Below are 19,670 nucleotides of genomic sequence, written 5' to 3'. Positions count from 1 at the left end.
TTGCCGGCATCGGTTCAGATGAGTCCGCCGCGGGCCCAGCCGCGGGCGAGCCGCCGGGCGGCGAACGCCCCGGCCAGCAGGCCGATCGCGAGCAGCACGCCGGCGGACGGAAGCGCGCCCGCGACGTCGCCGCGTACGGCGGCCTGCATCAAGATCAGGGCCCAGTAGCCGGGCGAGGCGTGCGCGGCGAACTGGGCCCAGTCGGGCATGATGCTCAGCGGCACGAGCGCCCCGCCGAGCGAGCTCAGGGTGAGTGCTCCCACATCGGTGATCACGCTGAGCTCACCGTGGCTGCGTACCACCGTGGCGAGCGCCGCCCCCACCGCGAGCAGCGCGAACGCCCACAGGGCGATGGCGAGCAGCACGACGTGCGGGGCGGGCGGGACGGGCAGGCCGATGACGAGGCAGCCGTAGACGAGCAGCAGCGTCTGCTGCACGACCATCACCGCGAAGAGCGGGAGCACCTTGCCCACGAGCAGCTCGGGGGCCGACGCCCGGCTCACGCGCAGCCGGTCCCAGGTGTGCCAGGTGCGCTCCGACAGGATGGCGTTGCCCACCATCGCCATCGCGAAGACCGAGAACATCACCATCAGGCCGGTGGCGACCTGGGTGGCCCCGCCGTCGACGGCCCGGACGTACAGGGGCTTGAGCACCAGCATGAGGACCATCGGCATGACGATGTAGCTGATCATCTGCCCGGGGTCGCGCAGCCGGATGAGCATGTTGTGCCTGGCCAGGGCGCCGATGCGGTGGACGGAGTCGAGCAGCCGCGCGGAGCGCGGCGCCTCCGCGCCCCCGGGGACGCCCGGAACGCCGGACGCGCTGGGCGCGCTCGGCACGTTGTCAAGGAGCATCGTGAACCGCCAGAGATCGGTAGAGGTCGTCCAGGGAGGGATGGCGCACGTCCACCGAGCTGATCGGCCGGTCGATCTGGCGGAGCAGGTCCATCAGCGTCACCGTCGGCTCGTGCGTGGAGACGCTGATCTCCTCCTCGCTGTCGAGCCTGACGCGCACCTCGCCCGGCAGATCGTTGACCAGTTCCTCGTAGGAGCCGTGGGCGATGATCCGGCCGTCGCGGGCGACCGCGATCGTGGCCCGCAGCTCGGTCAGCTCGGGCAGGTAGTGAGTGGTGTAGACGACGGCCGCGCCTTCGCCCGCGCGCTGCTTGACCACGTCGAGGATGGCCTCGCGGGTCTCGAGGTCGGCGCCCGCGGTGGGCTCGTCGAGCAGCAGCAGCGGAGGCCGGTGCACGAGCGCGCTCGCGGCCTGCGTGCGGCGCTGCTGGCCGCCGGAGAGCTTGCCCGTCCGCCGGTCCATGATCTCGGTGAGCCGCAGGACGACGGCGAGCTCGTCGACGGCCTCCCGGAGCGTGGGCCCCCTGAGCCCCGCCAGCTTGCCGTACAGCTCCAGGTGCTCGCGCACCGTGCACGACGGGTACAGCGAGATGTGCTGCGGCGACACGCCGATGCGGCCGCGCGCCGCGGCCGGCGGCCTGCCGTCGATGCTGACCGTGCCGCTGTCCGGGCGTACCAGGTTGGACACGATCTCCACGAAGGTCGACTTACCGGCGCCGTTGTGCCCGACGAGCCCGACGATCTCGCCGGCCGCCACGCTCAGCGTGAAGCCCTCCAGGGCCCGCACCGTGCCGTACCGCTTTACCAGGTCGGTTGCCACCAGCAACGCGTCACCTCCGATTCGCGGGAAATCCGCATGGAGCCGAGCTCCCGGTTATGCGCCGGATATTCGCGGCTGAATTGCTGTCCGCCCCACGATAACGACAAAGGGAGAACGGGCCGGATGGCAACTAGTTGCCGGAAGAACCGGTCAGCACCGATATATGTACGGTATTCACGCGGCCGGGTAGCGTGGCCGCCATGCGAGTCGAACCGCCGGTGGCCACGGATGACGCTCCCACGGCGGCGCGACGGCGGCCCGAGCTCGACCTCGTGCGGATGATCGTGGTCGTCGGCCTGGTGTTCTTCCACGCCTCCCTGGTCTTCGACAGCCAGGACGACTATTACGTGAAGAACGCCCAGACCGTGGAGTTCACCTCGTTCATCGCCGGGGTGGCCGTGCTCTGGGCGATGCCGGTGCTGTTCTTCATCGCGGGCTTCGGGGCCCGTCACTCGCTCCGGCGGCGGGGCCCGGGCGGTTTCGCCGTGGAGAGGATGCGCCGGCTCGGCGTGCCGCTGGCGTTCGCGACCGTGACCCTCATCCCCGTGCCGCAATGGCTGCGCCTGCGCGCCGATCCCGCCTATCACGAATCATATTGGCGGTTCCTGCCGCGCTTTTTCCGGATACGCTTCGACCTGACGGAATTCCCGTTCGTCATTCAGGGCGAGCATTTCGAGACCGGTCACCTGTGGTTCGTCGTCCTGCTGCTCGCGTTCTCGCTCATGCTGGCGCCCGTCGTGCGTTTGACCCCGGCGCGGGTGGCGTCGGCGGCGCGGGAGCGGCTCGCGGCGCTGGCGGCGCGGCGCGGTTTCGCGCTTCTCGCCGGCCTGCCGCTCGGGCTGGTCAGCGCGCTGCTCGGCCTGGAGAAGGAGTACGCCGGCTGGAGCCGCTGGGCGTACCTGATCTTCTTCCTGTACGGCTTCGCGTTCGCGGCGGACGGGCGGCTGCGTGACGCGCTGCGCCGCGACACGCCGATCGTGGTGGTCTGCGGCCTGGTGTTCCCCTCGGCGGGCCTGCCGATGTTCCTCATGGCGCCCGGCGACCCGTTCACCGGCATGGCTCCGGCGGCCGTCGCGGCCCGGGCGCTGTACGGCGTCGCCGGATGGTGCTGGGTGCTGGGCATCCTCGCCCTCATCGACCGGCTCGGCCGCCGCCGCGCCGCCCGGGAAGACGGCGGTGACGGCAACAACGGCGGCCGCACGCGGCGGCGGGTCTACGCCTACCTGGCCGAGGGGGTGCTGCCGATCTACGTGCTGCACCAGCCGGTGGTGGTCGCGGTCGCCTACCCGGTGGTCCGCTGGGACGCCCCCATCGCCGTAAAATACGCGGTGATCGCGACGGTCTCGCTCGTCCTCACCCTGGCCGTCTACGACCTGCTGGTGCGCCGCCTTCCGCCGGTCCGTCTCCTGTTCGGGATGCGCCCACGGCCGCCCCGGGGCTCGGAGCCGCGGACGAAATCGGAGCCGCGGCAGAAAGGGGTCATCGGGTGACGGCGACATCCTCCAGGTTGAGCTCCAGGGTGGGGTTCACGACGGAACCGGTCACGCTCTTCTGCATGAGGTAGTTCAGCGTCTCGTAGTGCACGAAGATCAGCGGGCAGTCGTCCCGTACGATCGCCCGGATCTGGGCGTAGAGCTTCTTGCGGGTCTCCGTGTCGGTGGACGCCGCCGCCTGGTCGATGAGGGCGTCGGCCTTCGGGTTGGAGTACTTCATCGCGTTGATCGAGCCGCCGGTCTTCACCACCAGGGAGTAGAAGTTGTCCGGGTCGATCGTCCGCTCCTGGTAGGCGCTGGTGATCTCGTAGTCGCCCTTGGAGTATCTGTCGAACCACACGGAGACGTCGACCTGCTCGATCTGCATCGTGATGCCGATCTGCTTGAGCTGGTCGGCGACCACCTCGCCGGTCTTCAGGAGCTCCGGATACTGCGGCAGGCCCAGATAGCGAATCGTCAGTCCGTCGGCGTAGCCGGCGGCGGCCAGCAGCTGCTTGGCCTTGGCGAGGTCGGGACCCGAGGCGTACGGGTCGACGCCGTCGAACCACGGTGAGCCGCTGGGCACCTCCTCGACGCCGACCTCCCCCGATCCGAAGTAGGCGATCTGCCGGATCACCTTCCTGTCGATGGCCCACGCGATCGCCTGCCGCACCTCCTTCTTGTCGAAGGGCGCCTTGGCGACGTTCATCGCGAGGAAGTCGGGGATGCCGGCGACCGGGCTGCTCGTGTAGGTGAAGCGGGGATCCTTGCTCAGCGTGGCGAGCTGCTGCAGGGGGACGGCGTCGGCCCAGTTGATCTCCCCGGCCGAGAGCGCGTCGACGCGGCTCTGGTCGACCAGCAGGAAGCGGAAGTCGATCTCGTCCAGGTACGGCCGCCCGGAGCGGAAGTACTTGTCCCACTTCTTCAGCGTGATGTGGTCACCCTGTACCCACTCGACGAACTGGAAGGGCCCGGTGCCGACCGGGTTGCGGGCGGGGTCCTTGGACTCGACGGCCTTCTGGTTGACGATCTCGCCGTTGTTGGCGAGGTTGGTGAGGAACGGCCCGAAAGACGTCTTCAGGTGGAACACCACCTGGGTGGGGGAGACCACCTCGACGGCGTCGATGGGCGCGTAGAGCGGGGCGTACGCGCTCGCGGTCTTCGGGTTGAGGATCCGCTCGAAGGTGTACTTCACGTCGTCGCCGGTGAACTTCTCGCCGTTGTGGAAGTACGCGTTGCCGACGAGGTCGAAGGTCCAGGTCTTCTCGTCGGTGGGCGTCCACTTGGTGGCCAGCCGGGGGACGACCTGGCCGTCGGGCCCGAGGTCGACGAGCTTGCTGAATATGCCGTCGTACACCTGGGCGCCGGTGTAGACGGAGGACACGGCGGGGTCGAGGCTGTCGGGCTCGCCGGTCAGCGCGGCCTTCAGCACGCCGCCCGCCGCCGGGGCGCCGGAGCCGGCGGCCGCCCCGGCCTTCGAGCCGCTGGGCGAGCAGGCCGAGACGATTCCGCCGCCGGCGACGGCCAGCCCGAGGAGCCCGGCACGCTGGAGAAAGGATCGCCGTGGCAGGCCCTGCCCGGGGTTGTTGGTCATTGTGTCTCCCGATCAGCCGGAGTGGGCGCGGACGAAGTCGATGAAGGTCGTGTTGAACGGCTCGGGCGTCTCCCACAGGCAGGCGTGGCCACCGGGCACGGTCGCCCACCGGGACTGCGGCACGCCCTCGTGCAGACGCCGCGACAGCCGTACCGGGATGAGGATGTCCTCCTCGCCCGCGAGCACCAGCGTCGGCGCGGTGATCTGCGCGAGCCGCTCGGTGGTGTCGTGGGTCTGGATCACGTTGAGCTGGGCCAGATAGGCGTCGACGGGCATGGTCAGCCCGGCCATGGCCTCGTCGTACGCCGCGGCCTCCTCGGGACGCTCCTCGAAGAACGGCACGGTGAAGGCCCACAGCAGGACGTCGCGCATGACGGTGGGCACGCCCATGTCACGGGCCATGTCGGCCCACAGGGAGAACATCCGGGAGCAGAACGGCCCCGGCGCCGCGTAGGTGCAGGCGAGTGTGAGGGACTTCAGGTCGCCGGGGTACGCCAGGGCGTACTCCTGGGCGATCATGCCGCCCATCGAGACCCCGGCCAGGTGGACGCCGGTCAGGCCCAGGTGGTCGACGAGAGCCTTCGCGTCGTCCGCGAGCAGCCGGGAGGTGTACGGCCCCGCCGGGCTGTCCGACGAGCCGATGCCGCGGTTGTCGAAGCGCAGGACACGCAGCCCGGCGTCGAGCAGGGCGGGCATCTGGAATTCCCAGGTCTGCAGGTCGTCGGCCAGGCCGTTGACCAGCACGACGGTCTCCGGTCCTTCGCCTTCGAGTTCGTAGTTGAGGGTGATGCCGTTGACATCGGCGGTGGGCACGGAAACCTCCGGATCAGTGCTCGACAGGGGCGGTGCCGGCCTGCGACCTGGCTTGCAGGGCCACGGGGCAGGCGACGTGATGGGCGGCCGTGACGGGCCGCAGTGGGGGGCGTTCCCGCGAGCACGCGTCGACCCGGAGCGAGCAGCGGGGGTGGAACCGGCACCCCCGCGGCGGGTCGATCGGGCTGGGGATGTCGCCCGGCAGAGGGACGTGGACCAGCCGGGCGTCCGGTTCAGGCACCGGGATCGCGTCCAGCAGCGCCCGGGTGTACGGATGCACGGGCTCGGCGAACAGCTCCTCCCGGCTACCGGTCTCCACGATGCGCCCGAGGTACATGACGCTGACCTCCTGGCTGACGTGCTCGACGACGCCGAGGTCGTGGCTGACGAACAGCACGGCGACGCCCAGGTCGCGCCGGAGCCGCGACACCAGGTTGAGGATCTGAGCCTGCACGCTGACGTCGAGCGCGCTGACCGGCTCGTCGGCCACGATGAGGTCCGGGCCGCTGGCGAGCGCCGCCGCGATTCCCACGCGCTGGCGCTGGCCGCCGGACAGTTGCGAAGGGTGCCGGTCGGCGTGGTCCGGTGAGAGCCCCACCAGGTCGAGGAGTTCCTTGACCCGCCGCTCTCGGTCGAGCGCCGACCCCACGCCGAACGCGTCGAGGGACTCGCGCACGCTGCGGCCCACGGTCCACCGGGGATCGAGGCTGCCGAGGGGATCCTGGAAGACCGGCTGAATCCGCCTGCGCACCTCTCGGAGCGCTTTCCCGCGCAGGCCGACGATCTCGGTGCCGTCGAAGACGACCGACCCTTCGTCCGGCCGCTGGAGCCCCAGGACGCAGCGGGCGAGCGTGCTCTTCCCGCTGCCCGACTCGCCGACCAGCCCGTGGGTCTGCCCGCGCCGCATGCTGAGATCGACGCCGGACAGGGCGTGCACACGCCGGCGGCGCGGCCCGGCCCCGGGGGCGGGGAACGTGACGACGACTCCGCGCACGTCGAGCAGGCCGGTCATCGCGCCTCCCGGGCGGTGTCGTGGTGCAGCCAGCAGGAGACGCGGCCCCCGCCGGCCGTACGGATCTCGGGCGGAGGAGCGGCGCAGCGGTCGTGCGCCCGCGGGCACCGCGCGGCGAACCGGCACCCGGCCGGCGGCTCGCTGAGGTCGGGGACCCGGCCGGGGATGACGGGGAGGTCTCCGCTCCGGTGGTGGGCGGCGGGCTGGGATTCGAGCAGCGCCCGGGTGTACGGGTGCGACGGGTGGGCGAAGACCTCGCGGACCGTGCCCTGCTCGACCACCTGTCCCGCGTACATGACGGCGACGCGGTCGCAGACCTGGGCGACGACGCCGAGGTCGTGGGTGATCAGCAGCACCCCGGTTCCGCTGCGCACGGTGAGGTCGCGCAGCAGGTGGAGGATCTGGGCCTGGATGGTCACGTCGAGCGCGGTCGTGGGCTCGTCGGCGATGAGCACCGCCGGGTCGTTGGCCAGAGCCGCGGCGATCACGACCCGCTGCTTCATGCCGCCGGAGAACCGGTGCGGCGGATCGGCGTACCTGGCGCCCGGATCGGGGATCCCGACGACGCGCAGCAGCTCGACGGCGCGCTCGCGCGCGGCGCGGCGGCTCACGTCGCGGTGGTTGCGGATCGCCTCGGCCACCTGGGCGCCCACGGGGAACGTGGGATCGAGGCTGGCCGACGGGTCCTGGCTGACCAGGGCGATGTCGTCACCGCGGATCCGCCGGTAGTCCTCCTCCGCGAGCCCGCGCAGGTCCTGCCCGCGCAGCAGCACCTCCCCGGCGACCCGCGACCCGCCGGGCAGCAGGCCCATGATCGCCCCGCCGAGCGTCGACTTGCCGCATCCGGACTCGCCGACCAGCCCGACGATCTCCGCCGAGCCGACGGTCAGGGTGACGCCGCCGACGGCCTCCACCCACCGGCCGCCGGACACGGGGATCCGCACGCTCAGGTCGTGCAGTTCGAGAACGGCGCCGCCGCCGTTCCGACCGGCCCGCTCGCTCACGAGACCACCCCCTGCGGGTCGAGGTGGCGGCGCAGGCCGTCACCGAGCAGATTGAAGGCGAGGACGACGACCGCGATGGCCAGCCCGGGGAAGATCTCGACCCACGGCGCCTGGGTGAGCACGTCCCGGCCGTCGGAGAGCATGAGCCCGAGCGAGGGGGTCGGCGGTTGCGTGCCCAGGCCGAGAAAGCTGAGCGCGGCCTCGATCTGCACCGCGAACCCTGCCAGGATGGCGGCCTGGACCAGCAGCGGCCCCAGCGCGTTCGGGACGACGTGCCGGCGTATCACCGCGAGCGGCGACCATCCTCTGGCCCTGCCGCCTTCGACGAACCCCGACTGCGAGACGACAAGGGCCGACGCCCGCTGCACCCGCGCGAGGATGGGCAGGTAGATCAGCGCGATCGCGAGGGCCGCCACCAGGCTGCCGGGGCCCACGATGGCGATCAGGCTGATCGCCAGCAGGAGGGCGGGAAGCACGAGCAGCATGTCCAGGGGGCGGGAGATGATCTGGTCCACCCACCCGCCGAAGTAGCCGGCGAGCGTGCCCAGGGGCAGCGCGACGAGGGAGGCCACGGCGACGGCCGCGAACACGATCGACAGGCTCGTCCGGAAGGCGAAGACGGTGCGGCTGAACACGTCCCGGCCCAGGGCGTCCGAGCCGAACGGGTGTCCCAGGTCGGGCGCTGCCAGGATGCGCGCGGAGTCGATGGCGTTGGGATCGTGCGGCGCGATCAGCGGCGCCAGGACGGCGACGGCCGCCAGCACCACCAGGATGGCCGCCCCCGCCCGGGCCGAGCGGGGCAGCGCGCCCACGGCCGACCGGGCCCGGCGAACACCTGACGTCACGGTCATGGTCGTGGTCACGACTGCCCCCTGTCGGAGACGCGCGGGTCGATGAACCCGACGACGAGGTCGGTGATCAGGCTGACCACGATGAACAACGTGGCCACCACGAAGAGGCCCGCCTGCACCACCGGGTAGTTGCGCTGGTTGATGGCCGTGACGATCAGCCGGCCCACCCCCGGGAGCGCGAACAGCGTCTCCACGACGATGGCGCCGCCGAGCAGGACGCCGAACTGGATGCCGACGACCGTGGCGATCGGGGCCGCCGCGTTCCGCAGGGCGTGGCCGTAGACGATGGAACGTTCCCGGGTGCCCTTCGCCCGGAGGTAGACGATGAAGGGACGGCCCAGCACCCCCAGCATCGAGCCGCGGGTCGTCCGGATGATGTACGCCGTCTCGGCCGCGGCCAGCGTGAGCACCGGCAGGAGGATGTACTGCAGGTTGCCGGCGGGGTCGTCGGTGAACGGGATGTATCCCGACGGCGGCAGCCAGGTCAGCGTGCCCGCGAAGAGCAGCACGAGCATGATGCCGAGCCAGAAGTCCGGGACGCTGACGCCGAAGACGACGAACCCCTCGGTGAGACGGCGTGCCCACCGGCCGCCGACCGCGGCCCGGACTCCGAGCGGCACTCCGGCGACCACGGCGAGGATCATCGACAGCAGCGTGAGCTCCAGCGTGACCGGAATCCGCTGGGCGAGCAGTTCGCCGAGCGGCGCCTTGCTCACGAAGTCCTCACCGAAGTCGCCGTGCAGGACCCCGGCGATCCAGTCGCGGTACTGCGCCCACAGCGGGTCGTCGAGGTGGAGCTGGGCCCGCACCTGCGTCACGGCCGCCGGGGTGGCCCGGAAACCGAGCATGGTGCGCACGGGGTCCCCCGGGACCAGCCTGATGATCAGGAAGATGAAGACGCTCATCACGAGCAGCACGGGGATCGTCAGGACGAGCCGCCGGAGCACGAAGCGCAGTCGATGGTTCATCCGTCACTCTCCCGGGTCGCCGCCTCGCCCACCCGCGCCACGAGATCCCGGACGAGTCCTTCGGTGAGGCCGAAGTGCTCCAGGGCGATCGAGTGGGCGCGGCCGGGGTCCTGTTCGATCACGGCCTCGGCGAGCATGCCGTGCTGCACGGCCGCGACCCGGCGGATCTCCGGCGTGTACGGCTCGGCGCCGAGCTCGAGGCTGATCCTGGTGCGGATCTGCGCGCTCAGGCCGACCAGGACCGGGTTGTGCGTCGACTCCGCCACCGCGCGGTGCAGCCGCTCGTCGGCGACGCGGGACTCCTCGCGGTCCGTGGCCTCGCGATAGTCGACGAGCGCCTGGGAGAGCGCCGCCACGTCGCCGTCGCCGCGGCGTCGCGCGGCCGTCGCGGCGATCACCGGTTCCAGGAGTTGCCGCGCGTCGAACAACGCCTCAAAGCGTGACCAGTTGGGCAGGAGGTGGCGCCGGATCAGGTCCGCCGAGGACGGCCGCCAGCCTTCCAGCACGAACGAGCCTCCGTTGCGCCCGCGGCGCTGTTCGATGAAGCCGCTCTCGGTCATCCGGCGCAGTGCCTCCCGTACCGTCGCCCGGGAGACGCCGAGCAGGCTCGCGAGCTCGCGCTCGGGCGGCAGCGCCTGGCCGGGCACGTAGACGCCGAGCGCGACCGCGGTGACCAGGCGCTCCACGATCTGCTCAGGCGCGTTGCGCACCACGATGGGCTCGGCGAGCGGGTCGGTGCTGTCGCGCTGAAGCTCGTTCAGCAGCGGCGTCTCGAAGATCTCGCTCATCCCCGGACCTCCGGCTGGAACCACCGGTGGAGGAACCGGGCGAGCGTCTTGGCGCCGTCGACGATGCTCCGCAGGTCGACGCTCTCGTCGACGCCGTGCATGTCGTACGCTCGCGGACCGTAGCAGAGCGCGGGAACGTCGAAGTCGTTCACGTAGAAGCGGGCGTCGGTGGTGGCGCCGAGGACGAACTCGCGCGGGTCATCGCCGTGGGCCTCCCGGTGGGCCCGGGCCATCGCGGCCGACAGCGGGTGCCCGGCGGAGAGGGCGTAGCCCGCGGCCCGGAATCCGGTGGCCGTGACCTCCGGCGCCGACGGGAAGCGGCCGTCGCGGGCCACGATGTCGTCGATGGCGGCACGGACCCGCCTCTCGGCCTCGCCGGGGGACCAGGCCCGGGGGAATCCCACGCGGATCCGTGCCAGAGCCTCCGTCGGGACGCTGGAAGGCCAGTCGCCGGCGGAGATCTCACCGAGGTTCAGGTTGTACGGGCTGTCCAGCTCGGCGAACGCCTCATCCGGCACCTCCTGCGGCAACCCGGCGCACCAGTCCCGCAGCCCCTGGACGAGGGTCAGGCACAGGTCCACCGGGTTGACGGCCAGATGCGCCGACTGCGCGTGCGCGGCACGGCCCGTCACCCGCAGGTCGAGCCAGAGCACGCCGACACCGCCGGTGAGGATGCCGAGGTCGGTGGGTTCGAGCACCACGACGGCGTCGGCGAGCACCCCGGCTCTGGCGGCGGAGAGGGTGCCGTTGCCCGTGCACTCCTCCTCGATGGCGCCGAGGAACATCAGACGCCCGGTGTCGAAGCCCGGCGCCACCTCGTCCAGAGCCCGTACGGCCAGCAGCCCCATGGCGAACCCGCACTTCATGTCGCCCGAGCCCCGCCCGTACAGTCGGCCGTCCCTGCGGACCGGCAGGAACGGGGGACTGGCCCACGCCTCCGGTGTGCCGGCGGGCACGACGTCGAGGTGGCCGTTCAGCAGGAGGGAGCGCCCGTCGTTCCCGCCCCGGGTTCCGAGCACGTTGGCGCGCCCGTCGTAGGGAACCTGGCGCACCCCGGCGAGGGGATCGGCGACGATTTCCGGCGGAATCGGGAGCCGCTCCACGCCGAAGCCGGACGCCTCCAGTTCGGCGCCGAACACCTCGCAGGCCGCGGCCTCGTGCCCGATCGTGCTCCGCGCCGCGACGAGGCGCTCGAGAAAGGCGAACGCGTCCTCCGCCAGGGCGTCGACCGCGCCGTCGAGGGCCTCCCCGCTGAGCATGCCACCTCCATCGGTGTGATTCGGTATAAGGTCTGGTCCACAGACCATAAATAGGCCGCCCGGAACCCGTCAATGGATGTCCACAATGCGGGATTCGGTCGCACCGTTGGGAAAAGGGGACGTTAAGTTCTCATTTCCGGGCCAGCCGGTTCGCCCGGGGCCGGGGAGACGATCCACCGGCGGCGCGGGTGCTTCCCGCGGTCACGGCGGGGAACTCGGCGGGGAACTCGGCGGAGGACTCACGGTATGGGCCACGGCGTTCGCCGCCGAGCTACGTGCCGCACCGGCCGGTGGTGCTCGTTATGTCCCCGGCAACGGGCTGATCCAGCACCTCGACGTGGAACGCCGCGGTCCGCGTCCGATCGGCGACCGTGTACGACACGGTCACGGTCTGGCGCCCGGGGACGTCCGGGTCGTACCCCGACACCGCGTATCCGCCGTATCCCTCGGCCAGGACCTCGTCCGTCACGCCGTCGGTGTAGGCGGCCGTGACCACGAGGCCCGTCGGATCGAGGGCCGGCCGGCGGCGTAGACGGTCGTGGCGGGCGGCGTCCGCACCGAGACGGACGACAGGCCGGCGCCGCGCAGGGCGGCGTGCTCCGCCTGGGTCAGCGCGAAGACGTGCCCGTGGCGGATGACGCCGTTCGCCGCCTCGTAGTCCGGCCCGACGACGGACGGGTCACGCACGGCGTGCATGCCCTCGGTGGACGCGAGGACCATCCGCCCGCCGTTGACCGCCGCACAGCGGGTGGGGTCGTCGCCGACGCTCGCGGCCATGTAGATCTACTGCCCGGTGTGACTGTTCGACCGGGCGAAGTTGACCATGCCGTAGCGCGAGAACGGCGCGAGCCGCACCGCGGGCCGCACGGTCAGGACGAAGTCGCGGCACGTGCGGGTGGCGCCGGCGTCGAGGCGGGCCGTCAGCGTCACCGTGACCGGCCCGGCCCCGGCCGGCGGGCGCGTCACCACACCCGCCGCGATCGCGCTGGCGACCGGCGGGCGTTTCCCGTAGCGGAGCCCGTGCGGGGGTGGCGGTTGTCCGCCGTGAGCCGACGAAATCCCAGGTCGGAGGGGTGGAACGACCGGCCGGGGTGGCGTAATAGTGTCGTTATCCCGCTATTCCTACCTAAAAGGTAGGCTTCGGCACCATGGAGTTGGCGGATGCGAGGCGGCGCCGCGCGGACCGGGCACGTCAGGTGGCCGACCTGCTGCGGCGCGAGGTCGTGGGCGGCGGCTTCGACGGCGGTCACCTGCCGCTCGAATCCGCCCTCGCCCGGGAGTTCGGGACGTCGCGCAACACGATCAGGGACGCCCTGGACCTGCTCAGGGACGAGGGCCTGATCGAACGGTGCCCGGGCGTCGGCACCACGGTCGCGGCGGAGAAGTTCCCGCACGGCCTGCACCGGCTGCTCGGCCTGGCCGAGACTCTCCGGGAACACGGCGAGGTGACGAACGAGGTCCGCGCGATGGGGCTCATCCAGCCTCCGGCCGCGGTCCGGGGGCGGCTCCACCTGCCGCCGGATGAGCCCGTCGTCTACGTCGAGCGGCTGCGCAGGCTGAGCGGGCTGCCGCTCTCGCTCGATCTGACCTACCTCGTCCGTGAGGTGGGAGAGCCGCTCTTCGACGCCGATCTCGTGCACAACGACGTGTTCGTGCTGCTGGAACGGATCGCCGGCCAGCCCCTGGGCGTCGCGGAGCTCACGATCGAGGCCGTGAACGCCGACGCCCACACCGCGGCCGTACTCGACGCTCCGCGCGGCGCGGCGCTGCTGATGGTCGAGCGTCTCACCCATCTTTCTGACGGCCGTCCCGTGGACCTCGAGTTCGTCAGGTTCCGCGGTGACCGCCTCACCATGCGTGGCCACCTCTGGAGGAACACCGATGACCCTGGTCAACAGCCGGGCCGACGTGCCCGTGACGATCGATGAGTCGCTCTGCATCGAGGGCTGCACCCTCTGCGTGGACGTCTGCCCGCTCGACTCGCTGACCATCCACGAGGTCAGCGGGAAGGCGTACATGCACGTGGACGAGTGCTGGTACTGCGGCCCCTGCGCCGATCGGTGCCCGGCCGACGCCGTCACGGTGAACATCCCCTACCTGCTCCGATAGAAGGACCCCCCATGCGCAAGATCTTCGCCGTAGTGGCGTTGCTGGCCGCCGCCGGCTGCTCGGTCGCCCCGGGCGCCGGCGGAGGCAGGGAGACGGTGGTCATCGGCTACCAGTCCAAGACCATCAACACGGTGACGGCCGGCACGCTGCTGCGCGGCCTGGGCTATTTCGAGAAGCAGCTCGGGGACGGGTACCGGGTCGAGTGGCAGGACTACGACACCGGCGCCCCGATCACCGCGAAGATGGTGGCGGGGAAGATCGACATCGGGTCGATGGGCGACTACCCGCTCCTCATCAACGCCTCCCGCACCCAGGGCACCCCCGCCGCGCGGACCGAGTTCGTCTCGGTGACCGGCTACAACCTGCGCGGCGGACTGAACTCGGTGGTCGTTCCCCCGTCCTCGCAGGTGCGGACGCTGGCCGACCTGAAGGGGCGGAAGATCTCCGCGAGCGTCGGGTCCGCGGGCCACGGCACGCTCGTCCAGGCCCTGGAGCGCGCCGGGCTCGACGCCGCCACCGACGTGGAGGTCGTGAACCAGCAGCCGCCCGTGGGGGCGTCCGCGCTGCAGTCGGGCAACGTGCAGGGATACGCCCAGTTCGTGGCCTGGCCGGGACTGCTCGTCTTCCAGAACCAGGCGCGGCTGGTCTACGACGGGTCGGCGCTCGACGTGCCGACGTTCCACGGCGTCGTCGTACGGCAGGCCTACGCACAGGAGCACCCGGATGTGCTCCAGGCGTTCCTGCGGGCGCAGATCGAGGCGACGCGGTATCTCCACGAGCATCCCGTCGACGCCGCGGAGGCGGTCGCCACGGCGACCGGCCTGCCGCCCGAGGTCGTCTACCTCTACAACGGGCGGTCGGGTGTGGCGTCGTTCGACGTCACCGTGAAACCGCCGCTCCTGTCCGCCATGCGACACGACGAGAAGTATCTGAAGGTGATCGGCGCCGACTTCACCGACGTCGACGTGACGAAGTTCGCGAACGACTCCTACATCAGGAAGGCGTACGGCGGTTCCTACGACGCCGACACCGCGAGCACCGCCAACCCCGCGAAGATCACGGGCCGGGACGACGCCTGCGGGATCGCCGCCGAAGACCAGGCCACGGCGGGCGAGCTCTGGCTCGCGGGGGAGGACCGGCTGCGCCCCGCAGCCACCCCCACCTGCCTGCTGCGCCAGATCGCCGCGGCCACCACGGGCGGCAAGACCGTACGAGCCGCTTACGTGCCCGACACGACAACGGGGACGCACTGGTTCGCCGGCAAGTCGGTCTGGGTGCGCGACCCCTCGGCGGGCGCGGACGACGTGTTCAAGCCCTTCACCACGCGGGACGGCGCCGAGGCGTTCGTGAAGGAGCACTCCCGGGCGGAGATCGTCGGCTATGACGAGGCGTTGAAGGCCGCGGCGGGCGGTGCGTCGCGATGAGCACACCGGCATTGGGCGCGGCGGACGCGCTCAGCCCGGGCACCGCGACCCCGGCCTCGGGAACCCCGGGCACCGCGAGCCCCGGCGCGGGAACCACGGGCTTGGGAGCCACGGGCACCGCGAGCACGGACGACGGTGCCGCGCCGGCTCGTACGGGCCGGGGGAGAACGGCGGCCGGGGCCCGCGGGTGGGCGGTCAGGCTGGGCTCTCTGGCGGCCTTCGTCGCGCTGTGGCAGTGGCTGACGACCGCGGACGTCAGCGCCGGGTTGCGGTTCGACCGGCTGCCCTCGCCCACCGAGGTCGCCGCGGAGTTCGCCCGCCAGCTCGGCACCGGCACCTACTACCTCGATCTGGCGCAGAGCACGATCCGCATCATCACCGGGTTCGCGCTGGCGGCCGTGGCCGGCATCGCTCTGGGTGTCCTGGTCGCGCGGTCCCGGTGGGTCGCCGACGTGCTGCTGCCGCCGATCGAGGTCGTCCGGCCGATCCCCGCGATCGCCCTCGTCCCGATCGCGATCCTGGTGTTCCCCACCGACGAGCAGGGCATCGTGTTCATCACGTTCGCTGCGGCGTTCTTCCCGATCATGGTGAGCACGCGGCACGCCGTGCGGGCGCTGCCGACGCTCTGGGAGGACGCGGTGCGCACGATGGGCGGCGGGCGCGCGCATGTCCTGTGGAACGTCGTCCTGCCGGGGACGCTGCCGGGCGTCTTCGGCGGTCTGTCCGTCGGCATGGGCGTCGCCTGGATCTGCGTGATCTCCGCGGAGATGATCTCCGGTGAGTTCGGCGTCGGCTACCGCACCTGGCACGCCTACACGGTGGTCGACTATCCGGCGGTGCTCGTCGGCATGACGTCGATCGGCGTCCTCGGCTGGGTCACCTCGGCGTCGATCGAACTGCTCGGCCGGCGGCTCACTCGATGGCTGCCCCGGGCGGAGGGGAACACCCGATGACCGCACCCACCGCGTCGACCACCGGGTCGACCACCGCCTCTCCCGCCGCGATGACCGCGGGGACGGAGTCCCGCCGCGTGGACGCCGGGCTCGCCATCCGGCTCGACGGCGTGGCCCTCGGCTACGGTCGCCGGGCCATCCTGGAGGACCTCCGCCTCGACATCGCCCCTGGCGAGGTCCTGGTGCTGGTCGGGCCGTCCGGATCGGGCAAGTCCACCGTCCTGCGCGCCGTCGCGGGACTGCTCGCACCCCACGCCGGCCGTGTGCTGGCCCAGGGCGTTACCGTCTCGGGCCCGTCGCCCGACCGCGCGATGATCTTCCAGGACGACGCGCTGCTGCCCTGGCGCACGGTCCGCCGCAACGTCGAGCTGCCGCTGCGGATCCGCGGGGTGCCGAGGCGGGAGCGCGGCACGGTCGCCGAGAGCTGGATCGCCCGCGTCGGGCTCGCCGGCTTCGAGGACCGGCTGCCCCGCGAGCTCTCCGGCGGCATGCGGCAGCGCGTGCAGCTCGCCAGATCGCTGGCCGGCGCGCCGCGTGCCGTACTCATGGACGAGCCGTTCGGCGCGCTGGACGCACAGACCCGCGGCGAGATGCAGCGGCTGCTGCTGGACGTGCTCCACGGCACCTCCGCCACCGTCGTCTTCGTCACCCATGACGTGGACGAGGCGCTCCTGCTGGCCGACCGGGTCGTCGTGCTGCGGCGCGGGGGCATCGGGAGCGTCCTTTCCGTGCCCGGCCCGCGTACCCCTGACGTCGACCGGGCCGGCCTGCGCGCCCGCATCATCGAGGAGCTGTGATGGACATCCCCGCCCTGGCGGACCGCACGCACATGGAGTGCGAGGTCCTGGTGGTCGGCGGCGGCACCGCCGGGACCATGGCCGCGATCACCGCCGCCGAGCGCGGCGCCGACGTGATCCTCCTGGAGAAGGCGCACGTCCGGCACAGTGGCGCGCTGGCGATGGGCATGGACGGCGTGAACAACGCGGTCATCCCGGGCAGGGCCACGCCCGAGGACTACGTCGCCGAGATCACCCGGGCCAACGACGGAGTGGTCAACCAGCGGACTGTCCGGCAGACGGCCACCCGTGGCTACGACATGGTGCGGCGGCTCGAGGGCTACGGCGTGAAGTTCGAGAAGGACGAGCACGGCGAGTACGCGGTGCGCCGGGTCCACCGGTCGGGCAGCTATGTCCTGCCCATGCCGGAGGGCAAGGACGTCAAGAAGGTCCTCTACCGGGTGCTGCGCCGCCGCGACATCCGCGAGAAGGTGCGCATCGAGAACCGGGTGATGCCGGTCCGCGTGCTCACCACCGGGGGCCGGGCCGTCGGCGTGGCCGGATTCGACACCCGTTCGGGCCGGTTCGTCACGGTCTCCGCCGGAGCGGTGATCCTCGCCACCGGCGCGTGCGGACGGCTCGGCCTGCCCGCCAGCGGCTACCTCTACGGCACGTACGAGAACCCGACCAACGCCGGGGACGGGTACGCGATGGCCTACCACGCGGGCGCCGAGCTCAGCGGCATCGAGTGCTTCCAGATAAACCCGCTGATCAAGGACTACAACGGGCCTGCCTGCGCGTACGTGGCCAACCCGTTCGGGGGCTACCAGGTCAACGCCGAGGGGGAGCGTTTCGTCGACTGCGACTACTGGTCGGGCCAGATGATGGCCGAGGTCGCGAGCGAGATCGCCTCGGCCCGCGGCCCGATCTACCTCAAGGTCAGTCACCTGCCCGACGAGACGCTCACCGCGCTCGAGGACATCCTGCACACCACCGAGCGCCCCACCCGGGGGACGTTCCACGCGGGACGCGGGCACGACTACCGGACCCACGACGTCGAGATGCACATCTCCGAGATCGGCCTCTGCGGCGGTCACTCCGCCTCGGGCGTGTGGGTGGACGAGAACGGCGCCACGACGGTCCCCGGCCTGTACGCCGCGGGTGACCTGGCCTGCGTGCCGCACAACTACATGATCGGGGCGTTCGTCTTCGGCGACCTCGCAGGCGCCCACGCGGCCGGACACCACCGGACTCCGGCGGAGCTGCCGGAGGACCAGATCGCCGACGCGCACGAGCTGATCTACCGGCCGCTGCGCAATCCCGACGGCCCGCCGCAGCCGCAGGTCGAGTACAAGCTGCGGCGGTTCGTCAACGACTACGTGGCGCCGCCGAAGACCGCCAGGAAGCTGGACATCGCGCTGGAGACGTTCGGCCGGATGCGCGAGGAGATCGCGGCCATGGGCGCGCGGACCCCGCACGAGCTGATGCGCTGCGCCGAGGTGACGTTCATCAGGGACTGCGCCGAGATGGCCGCCAGGTCGTCGCTGGTCCGCACCGAGAGCAGGTGGGGCCTCTACCACGACCGCGCCGACCTGCCCGGCCGGGACGACGACGAGTGGCTCTTCCATCTCAACCTGCGCAGGAACGCCGACGGGGCCATGGAGTTCGTCAAGCGCCCGGTCGAGCCCTACCTCGTGCCCGTCGAGGGCTTCGCTCCCCGCCCGGCCGAGCCCGTCGTCGTCGGGACGTTCGGCGCGGCGGGGCCGGCGCGCCGCAGGGCGGGCGGCCGGCTCGCCGTGGAGGCGATCGGCCGGTCGCCCCGCATCCTCGAACTCGTGCGCCTGAGCGACGGAGAGCCGGCGCTCGACCAGATCAGTCCCTACCTGACCGACGCCGATCCCAAGGTCCGCAGGGCGGCGGTCGCGACGCTGACCGAGACCGCGCCCCGCGGCGTGGAGACCGCGCTGACCCGGGCCCTGGCCGACCCGCACGGCATGGTACGGCGGGCCGCCGCCACCGGCCTGCGGGAGCTCGTCGAGGTGCTGCCCGCGACCGCAGAGTTCGGCGCGTCACTCCGCGAGGTGGCCGGTTACGCGGCCCGTCCGGCGGGCCCGGCGGGCGAGACCGCTGATGAGACCGCTGATGACACGGCGGGTGAGCCCGCGGACGAGACGCAGGCGGAGGTGGCGGCTGGAGTGGCGGTGGGGGTGGCGGCGGGGGACGCGCTCGTCCGCGCCGCCGTCCTGGACCTCCTGCGGGCCCTGCGCCTCGGCGACGCCGGGCTGTTCGAGGCGGCGCTCGCCGATCCCGACACCCGGGTGCGGATCGAGGCGGTCAGGGGGCTGATCGCGCTCGACGACGCGGAGCGGGTGGCGCTCGCCGCCGGCGACGACGACCGCGAGGTGCGCGTGTGGGCGGCCAGGGGTCTCGGCGGCATCGGCCTGGCCGCGGGAGTGCCCGCCGTCGCGCGGCTCGCCGCCGATCCCGACCCGCTCGTCCGGGCGGCGGCGCTGGAGGCGTTCGCCGGGCTCGGCGCGGCTCTCCGGCGCGACTCCGGCTTCACGGAGACGGCCGTCCGGGCCCTGGCCGATCCGGCCTGGCAGGTGCGGGTGGGCGCGGCGCGGGGGCTGGCGGCGGCGGACCCGGATCCGGCGGTGGAACCGCTGGTCGCGTCGCTGGCCGATCCGCACCTCGACGTGCGCAAGGCCGCGGTCGTCTCGCTGTCCGCGTGGGCGGGGCGGCCGGAGGTGGCCGCCGCGTTGCGCGGCGCCCTTGGCGACTCCGACGCGGACGTACGCGCGTACGCGCGCAGGGCGCTGGACGCGGGGCCGGCCGCGGAGGCGGTCGCGAATCCGGACGCGGGGCTGGACGCGGAGGTGGACGCAGGGCCGGCCGCCGCGCGGGCGTAAGCGGGCTGGGAGCGGGGTGGGAGCGGGCGGGGCCTGAGTTTTCATGTAAACCCAGTAGGAAATG

At 72.0% G+C, this 19,670-nt stretch carries 20 protein-coding genes; 7 read left to right on the top strand and 13 right to left on the bottom strand.

What is annotated here, in order from left to right:
- Positions 1-14: 14 nt before the first annotated feature.
- Together JOL79_RS28575 and JOL79_RS28570 are read right to left on the bottom strand one after the other, a co-directional pair.
- Positions 15-854, bottom strand: coding sequence for an ABC transporter permease (locus JOL79_RS28575; protein WP_210159003.1), 840 nt, complete (start codon positions 852-854; stop codon positions 15-17).
- Complete coding sequence (locus tag JOL79_RS28570; protein WP_307848790.1) at positions 844-1,674, bottom strand: ABC transporter ATP-binding protein; 831 nt, start codon at positions 1,672-1,674, stop codon at positions 844-846. Before JOL79_RS28570 ends, JOL79_RS28575 begins: the two co-directional genes overlap by 11 nt.
- A 200-nt stretch (positions 1,675-1,874) precedes the next feature.
- Here JOL79_RS28570 and JOL79_RS28565 point away from each other — a divergent pair, with 200 nt between their 5' ends.
- Positions 1,875-3,164 carry an acyltransferase family protein gene (locus JOL79_RS28565; protein ID WP_210159001.1) on the top strand — a complete coding sequence of 430 codons (1,290 nt, stop codon included), beginning with the start codon at positions 1,875-1,877 and terminating at the stop codon, positions 3,162-3,164.
- On the opposite strand, the gene JOL79_RS28560 is transcribed toward JOL79_RS28565, so the two are convergent.
- From JOL79_RS28560 to JOL79_RS28510, 11 genes are all read right to left on the bottom strand, one after another.
- Positions 3,154-4,740, bottom strand: a complete 1,587-nt coding sequence (locus tag JOL79_RS28560; RefSeq protein WP_210159000.1) for an ABC transporter substrate-binding protein — start codon at positions 4,738-4,740, stop codon at positions 3,154-3,156. The two genes, JOL79_RS28565 and JOL79_RS28560, sit on opposite strands and share 11 nt — an antisense overlap.
- Before the next feature lie 12 nt (positions 4,741-4,752).
- Entirely contained in the window at positions 4,753-5,553 is an 801-nt protein-coding gene (locus JOL79_RS28555; protein ID WP_210158999.1) for an alpha/beta fold hydrolase, read from the bottom strand.
- A gap of 13 nt (positions 5,554-5,566) precedes the next feature.
- Complete coding sequence (locus JOL79_RS28550) at positions 5,567-6,565, bottom strand: ABC transporter ATP-binding protein (RefSeq protein ID WP_210158998.1); 999 nt, start codon at positions 6,563-6,565, stop codon at positions 5,567-5,569.
- On the bottom strand, positions 6,562-7,569 hold the full coding sequence (locus JOL79_RS28545) for an ABC transporter ATP-binding protein (protein ID WP_210158997.1): 1,008 nt from the start codon (positions 7,567-7,569) through the stop codon (positions 6,562-6,564). Before JOL79_RS28545 ends, JOL79_RS28550 begins: the two co-directional genes overlap by 4 nt.
- Positions 7,566-8,432, bottom strand: coding sequence for an ABC transporter permease (locus JOL79_RS28540; RefSeq protein WP_210158996.1), 867 nt, complete (start codon positions 8,430-8,432; stop codon positions 7,566-7,568). The genes JOL79_RS28545 and JOL79_RS28540 overlap by 4 nt, the downstream gene beginning before the upstream one ends.
- Positions 8,429-9,388: an ABC transporter permease gene (locus JOL79_RS28535; RefSeq protein ID WP_210158995.1), complete on the bottom strand. Its 960-nt coding sequence runs from the start codon at positions 9,386-9,388 to the stop codon at positions 8,429-8,431. The genes JOL79_RS28540 and JOL79_RS28535 overlap by 4 nt, the downstream gene beginning before the upstream one ends.
- Positions 9,385-10,176 carry a FadR/GntR family transcriptional regulator gene (locus tag JOL79_RS28530; RefSeq protein WP_210158994.1) on the bottom strand — a complete coding sequence of 264 codons (792 nt, stop codon included), beginning with the start codon at positions 10,174-10,176 and terminating at the stop codon, positions 9,385-9,387. Before JOL79_RS28530 ends, JOL79_RS28535 begins: the two co-directional genes overlap by 4 nt.
- Positions 10,173-11,435 carry a M20/M25/M40 family metallo-hydrolase gene (locus JOL79_RS28525; protein WP_210158993.1) on the bottom strand — a complete coding sequence of 421 codons (1,263 nt, stop codon included), beginning with the start codon at positions 11,433-11,435 and terminating at the stop codon, positions 10,173-10,175. Before JOL79_RS28525 ends, JOL79_RS28530 begins: the two co-directional genes overlap by 4 nt.
- A 271-nt stretch (positions 11,436-11,706) precedes the next feature.
- Complete coding sequence (locus tag JOL79_RS28520) at positions 11,707-11,904, bottom strand: hypothetical protein (RefSeq protein WP_307848789.1); 198 nt, start codon at positions 11,902-11,904, stop codon at positions 11,707-11,709.
- Positions 11,901-12,212: a hypothetical protein gene (locus JOL79_RS28515; RefSeq protein WP_210158991.1), complete on the bottom strand. Its 312-nt coding sequence runs from the start codon at positions 12,210-12,212 to the stop codon at positions 11,901-11,903. The genes JOL79_RS28520 and JOL79_RS28515 overlap by 4 nt, the downstream gene beginning before the upstream one ends.
- Positions 12,213-12,218: 6 nt before the next feature.
- Positions 12,219-12,401 (bottom strand): hypothetical protein, encoded by a 183-nt coding sequence (locus JOL79_RS28510; RefSeq protein WP_210158990.1) that lies wholly within the window; start codon positions 12,399-12,401, stop codon positions 12,219-12,221.
- 182 nt (positions 12,402-12,583) lie between these two features.
- Here JOL79_RS28510 and JOL79_RS28505 point away from each other — a divergent pair, with 182 nt between their 5' ends.
- The 6 genes from JOL79_RS28505 to JOL79_RS28480 are packed head-to-tail and all read left to right on the top strand — an operon-like array spanning position 12,584 to position 19,606.
- Positions 12,584-13,363: a GntR family transcriptional regulator gene (locus JOL79_RS28505; RefSeq protein WP_210158989.1), complete on the top strand. Its 780-nt coding sequence runs from the start codon at positions 12,584-12,586 to the stop codon at positions 13,361-13,363.
- On the top strand, positions 13,317-13,544 hold the full coding sequence (locus JOL79_RS28500) for a ferredoxin family protein (protein ID WP_210158988.1): 228 nt from the start codon (positions 13,317-13,319) through the stop codon (positions 13,542-13,544). The genes JOL79_RS28505 and JOL79_RS28500 overlap by 47 nt, the downstream gene beginning before the upstream one ends.
- 11 nt (positions 13,545-13,555) lie before the next feature.
- On the top strand, positions 13,556-14,968 hold the full coding sequence (locus JOL79_RS28495; protein ID WP_210158987.1) for an ABC transporter substrate-binding protein: 1,413 nt from the start codon (positions 13,556-13,558) through the stop codon (positions 14,966-14,968).
- On the top strand, positions 14,965-15,921 hold the full coding sequence (locus tag JOL79_RS28490) for an ABC transporter permease (RefSeq protein WP_210158986.1): 957 nt from the start codon (positions 14,965-14,967) through the stop codon (positions 15,919-15,921). Before JOL79_RS28495 ends, JOL79_RS28490 begins: the two co-directional genes overlap by 4 nt.
- Entirely contained in the window at positions 15,918-16,718 is an 801-nt protein-coding gene (locus JOL79_RS28485; protein ID WP_230985655.1) for an ABC transporter ATP-binding protein, read from the top strand. Before JOL79_RS28490 ends, JOL79_RS28485 begins: the two co-directional genes overlap by 4 nt.
- On the top strand, positions 16,718-19,606 hold the full coding sequence (locus tag JOL79_RS28480; protein WP_210158985.1) for a fumarate reductase/succinate dehydrogenase flavoprotein subunit: 2,889 nt from the start codon (positions 16,718-16,720) through the stop codon (positions 19,604-19,606). The genes JOL79_RS28485 and JOL79_RS28480 overlap by 1 nt, the downstream gene beginning before the upstream one ends.
- The last annotated feature ends 64 nt before the right edge of the window (positions 19,607-19,670 follow it).

The organism is Microbispora oryzae (genome assembly GCF_017896165.1).
Lineage (GTDB): Bacteria > Actinomycetota > Actinomycetes > Streptosporangiales > Streptosporangiaceae > Microbispora > Microbispora oryzae.
This window is presented reverse-complemented; position numbering and strand designations above follow the sequence as displayed.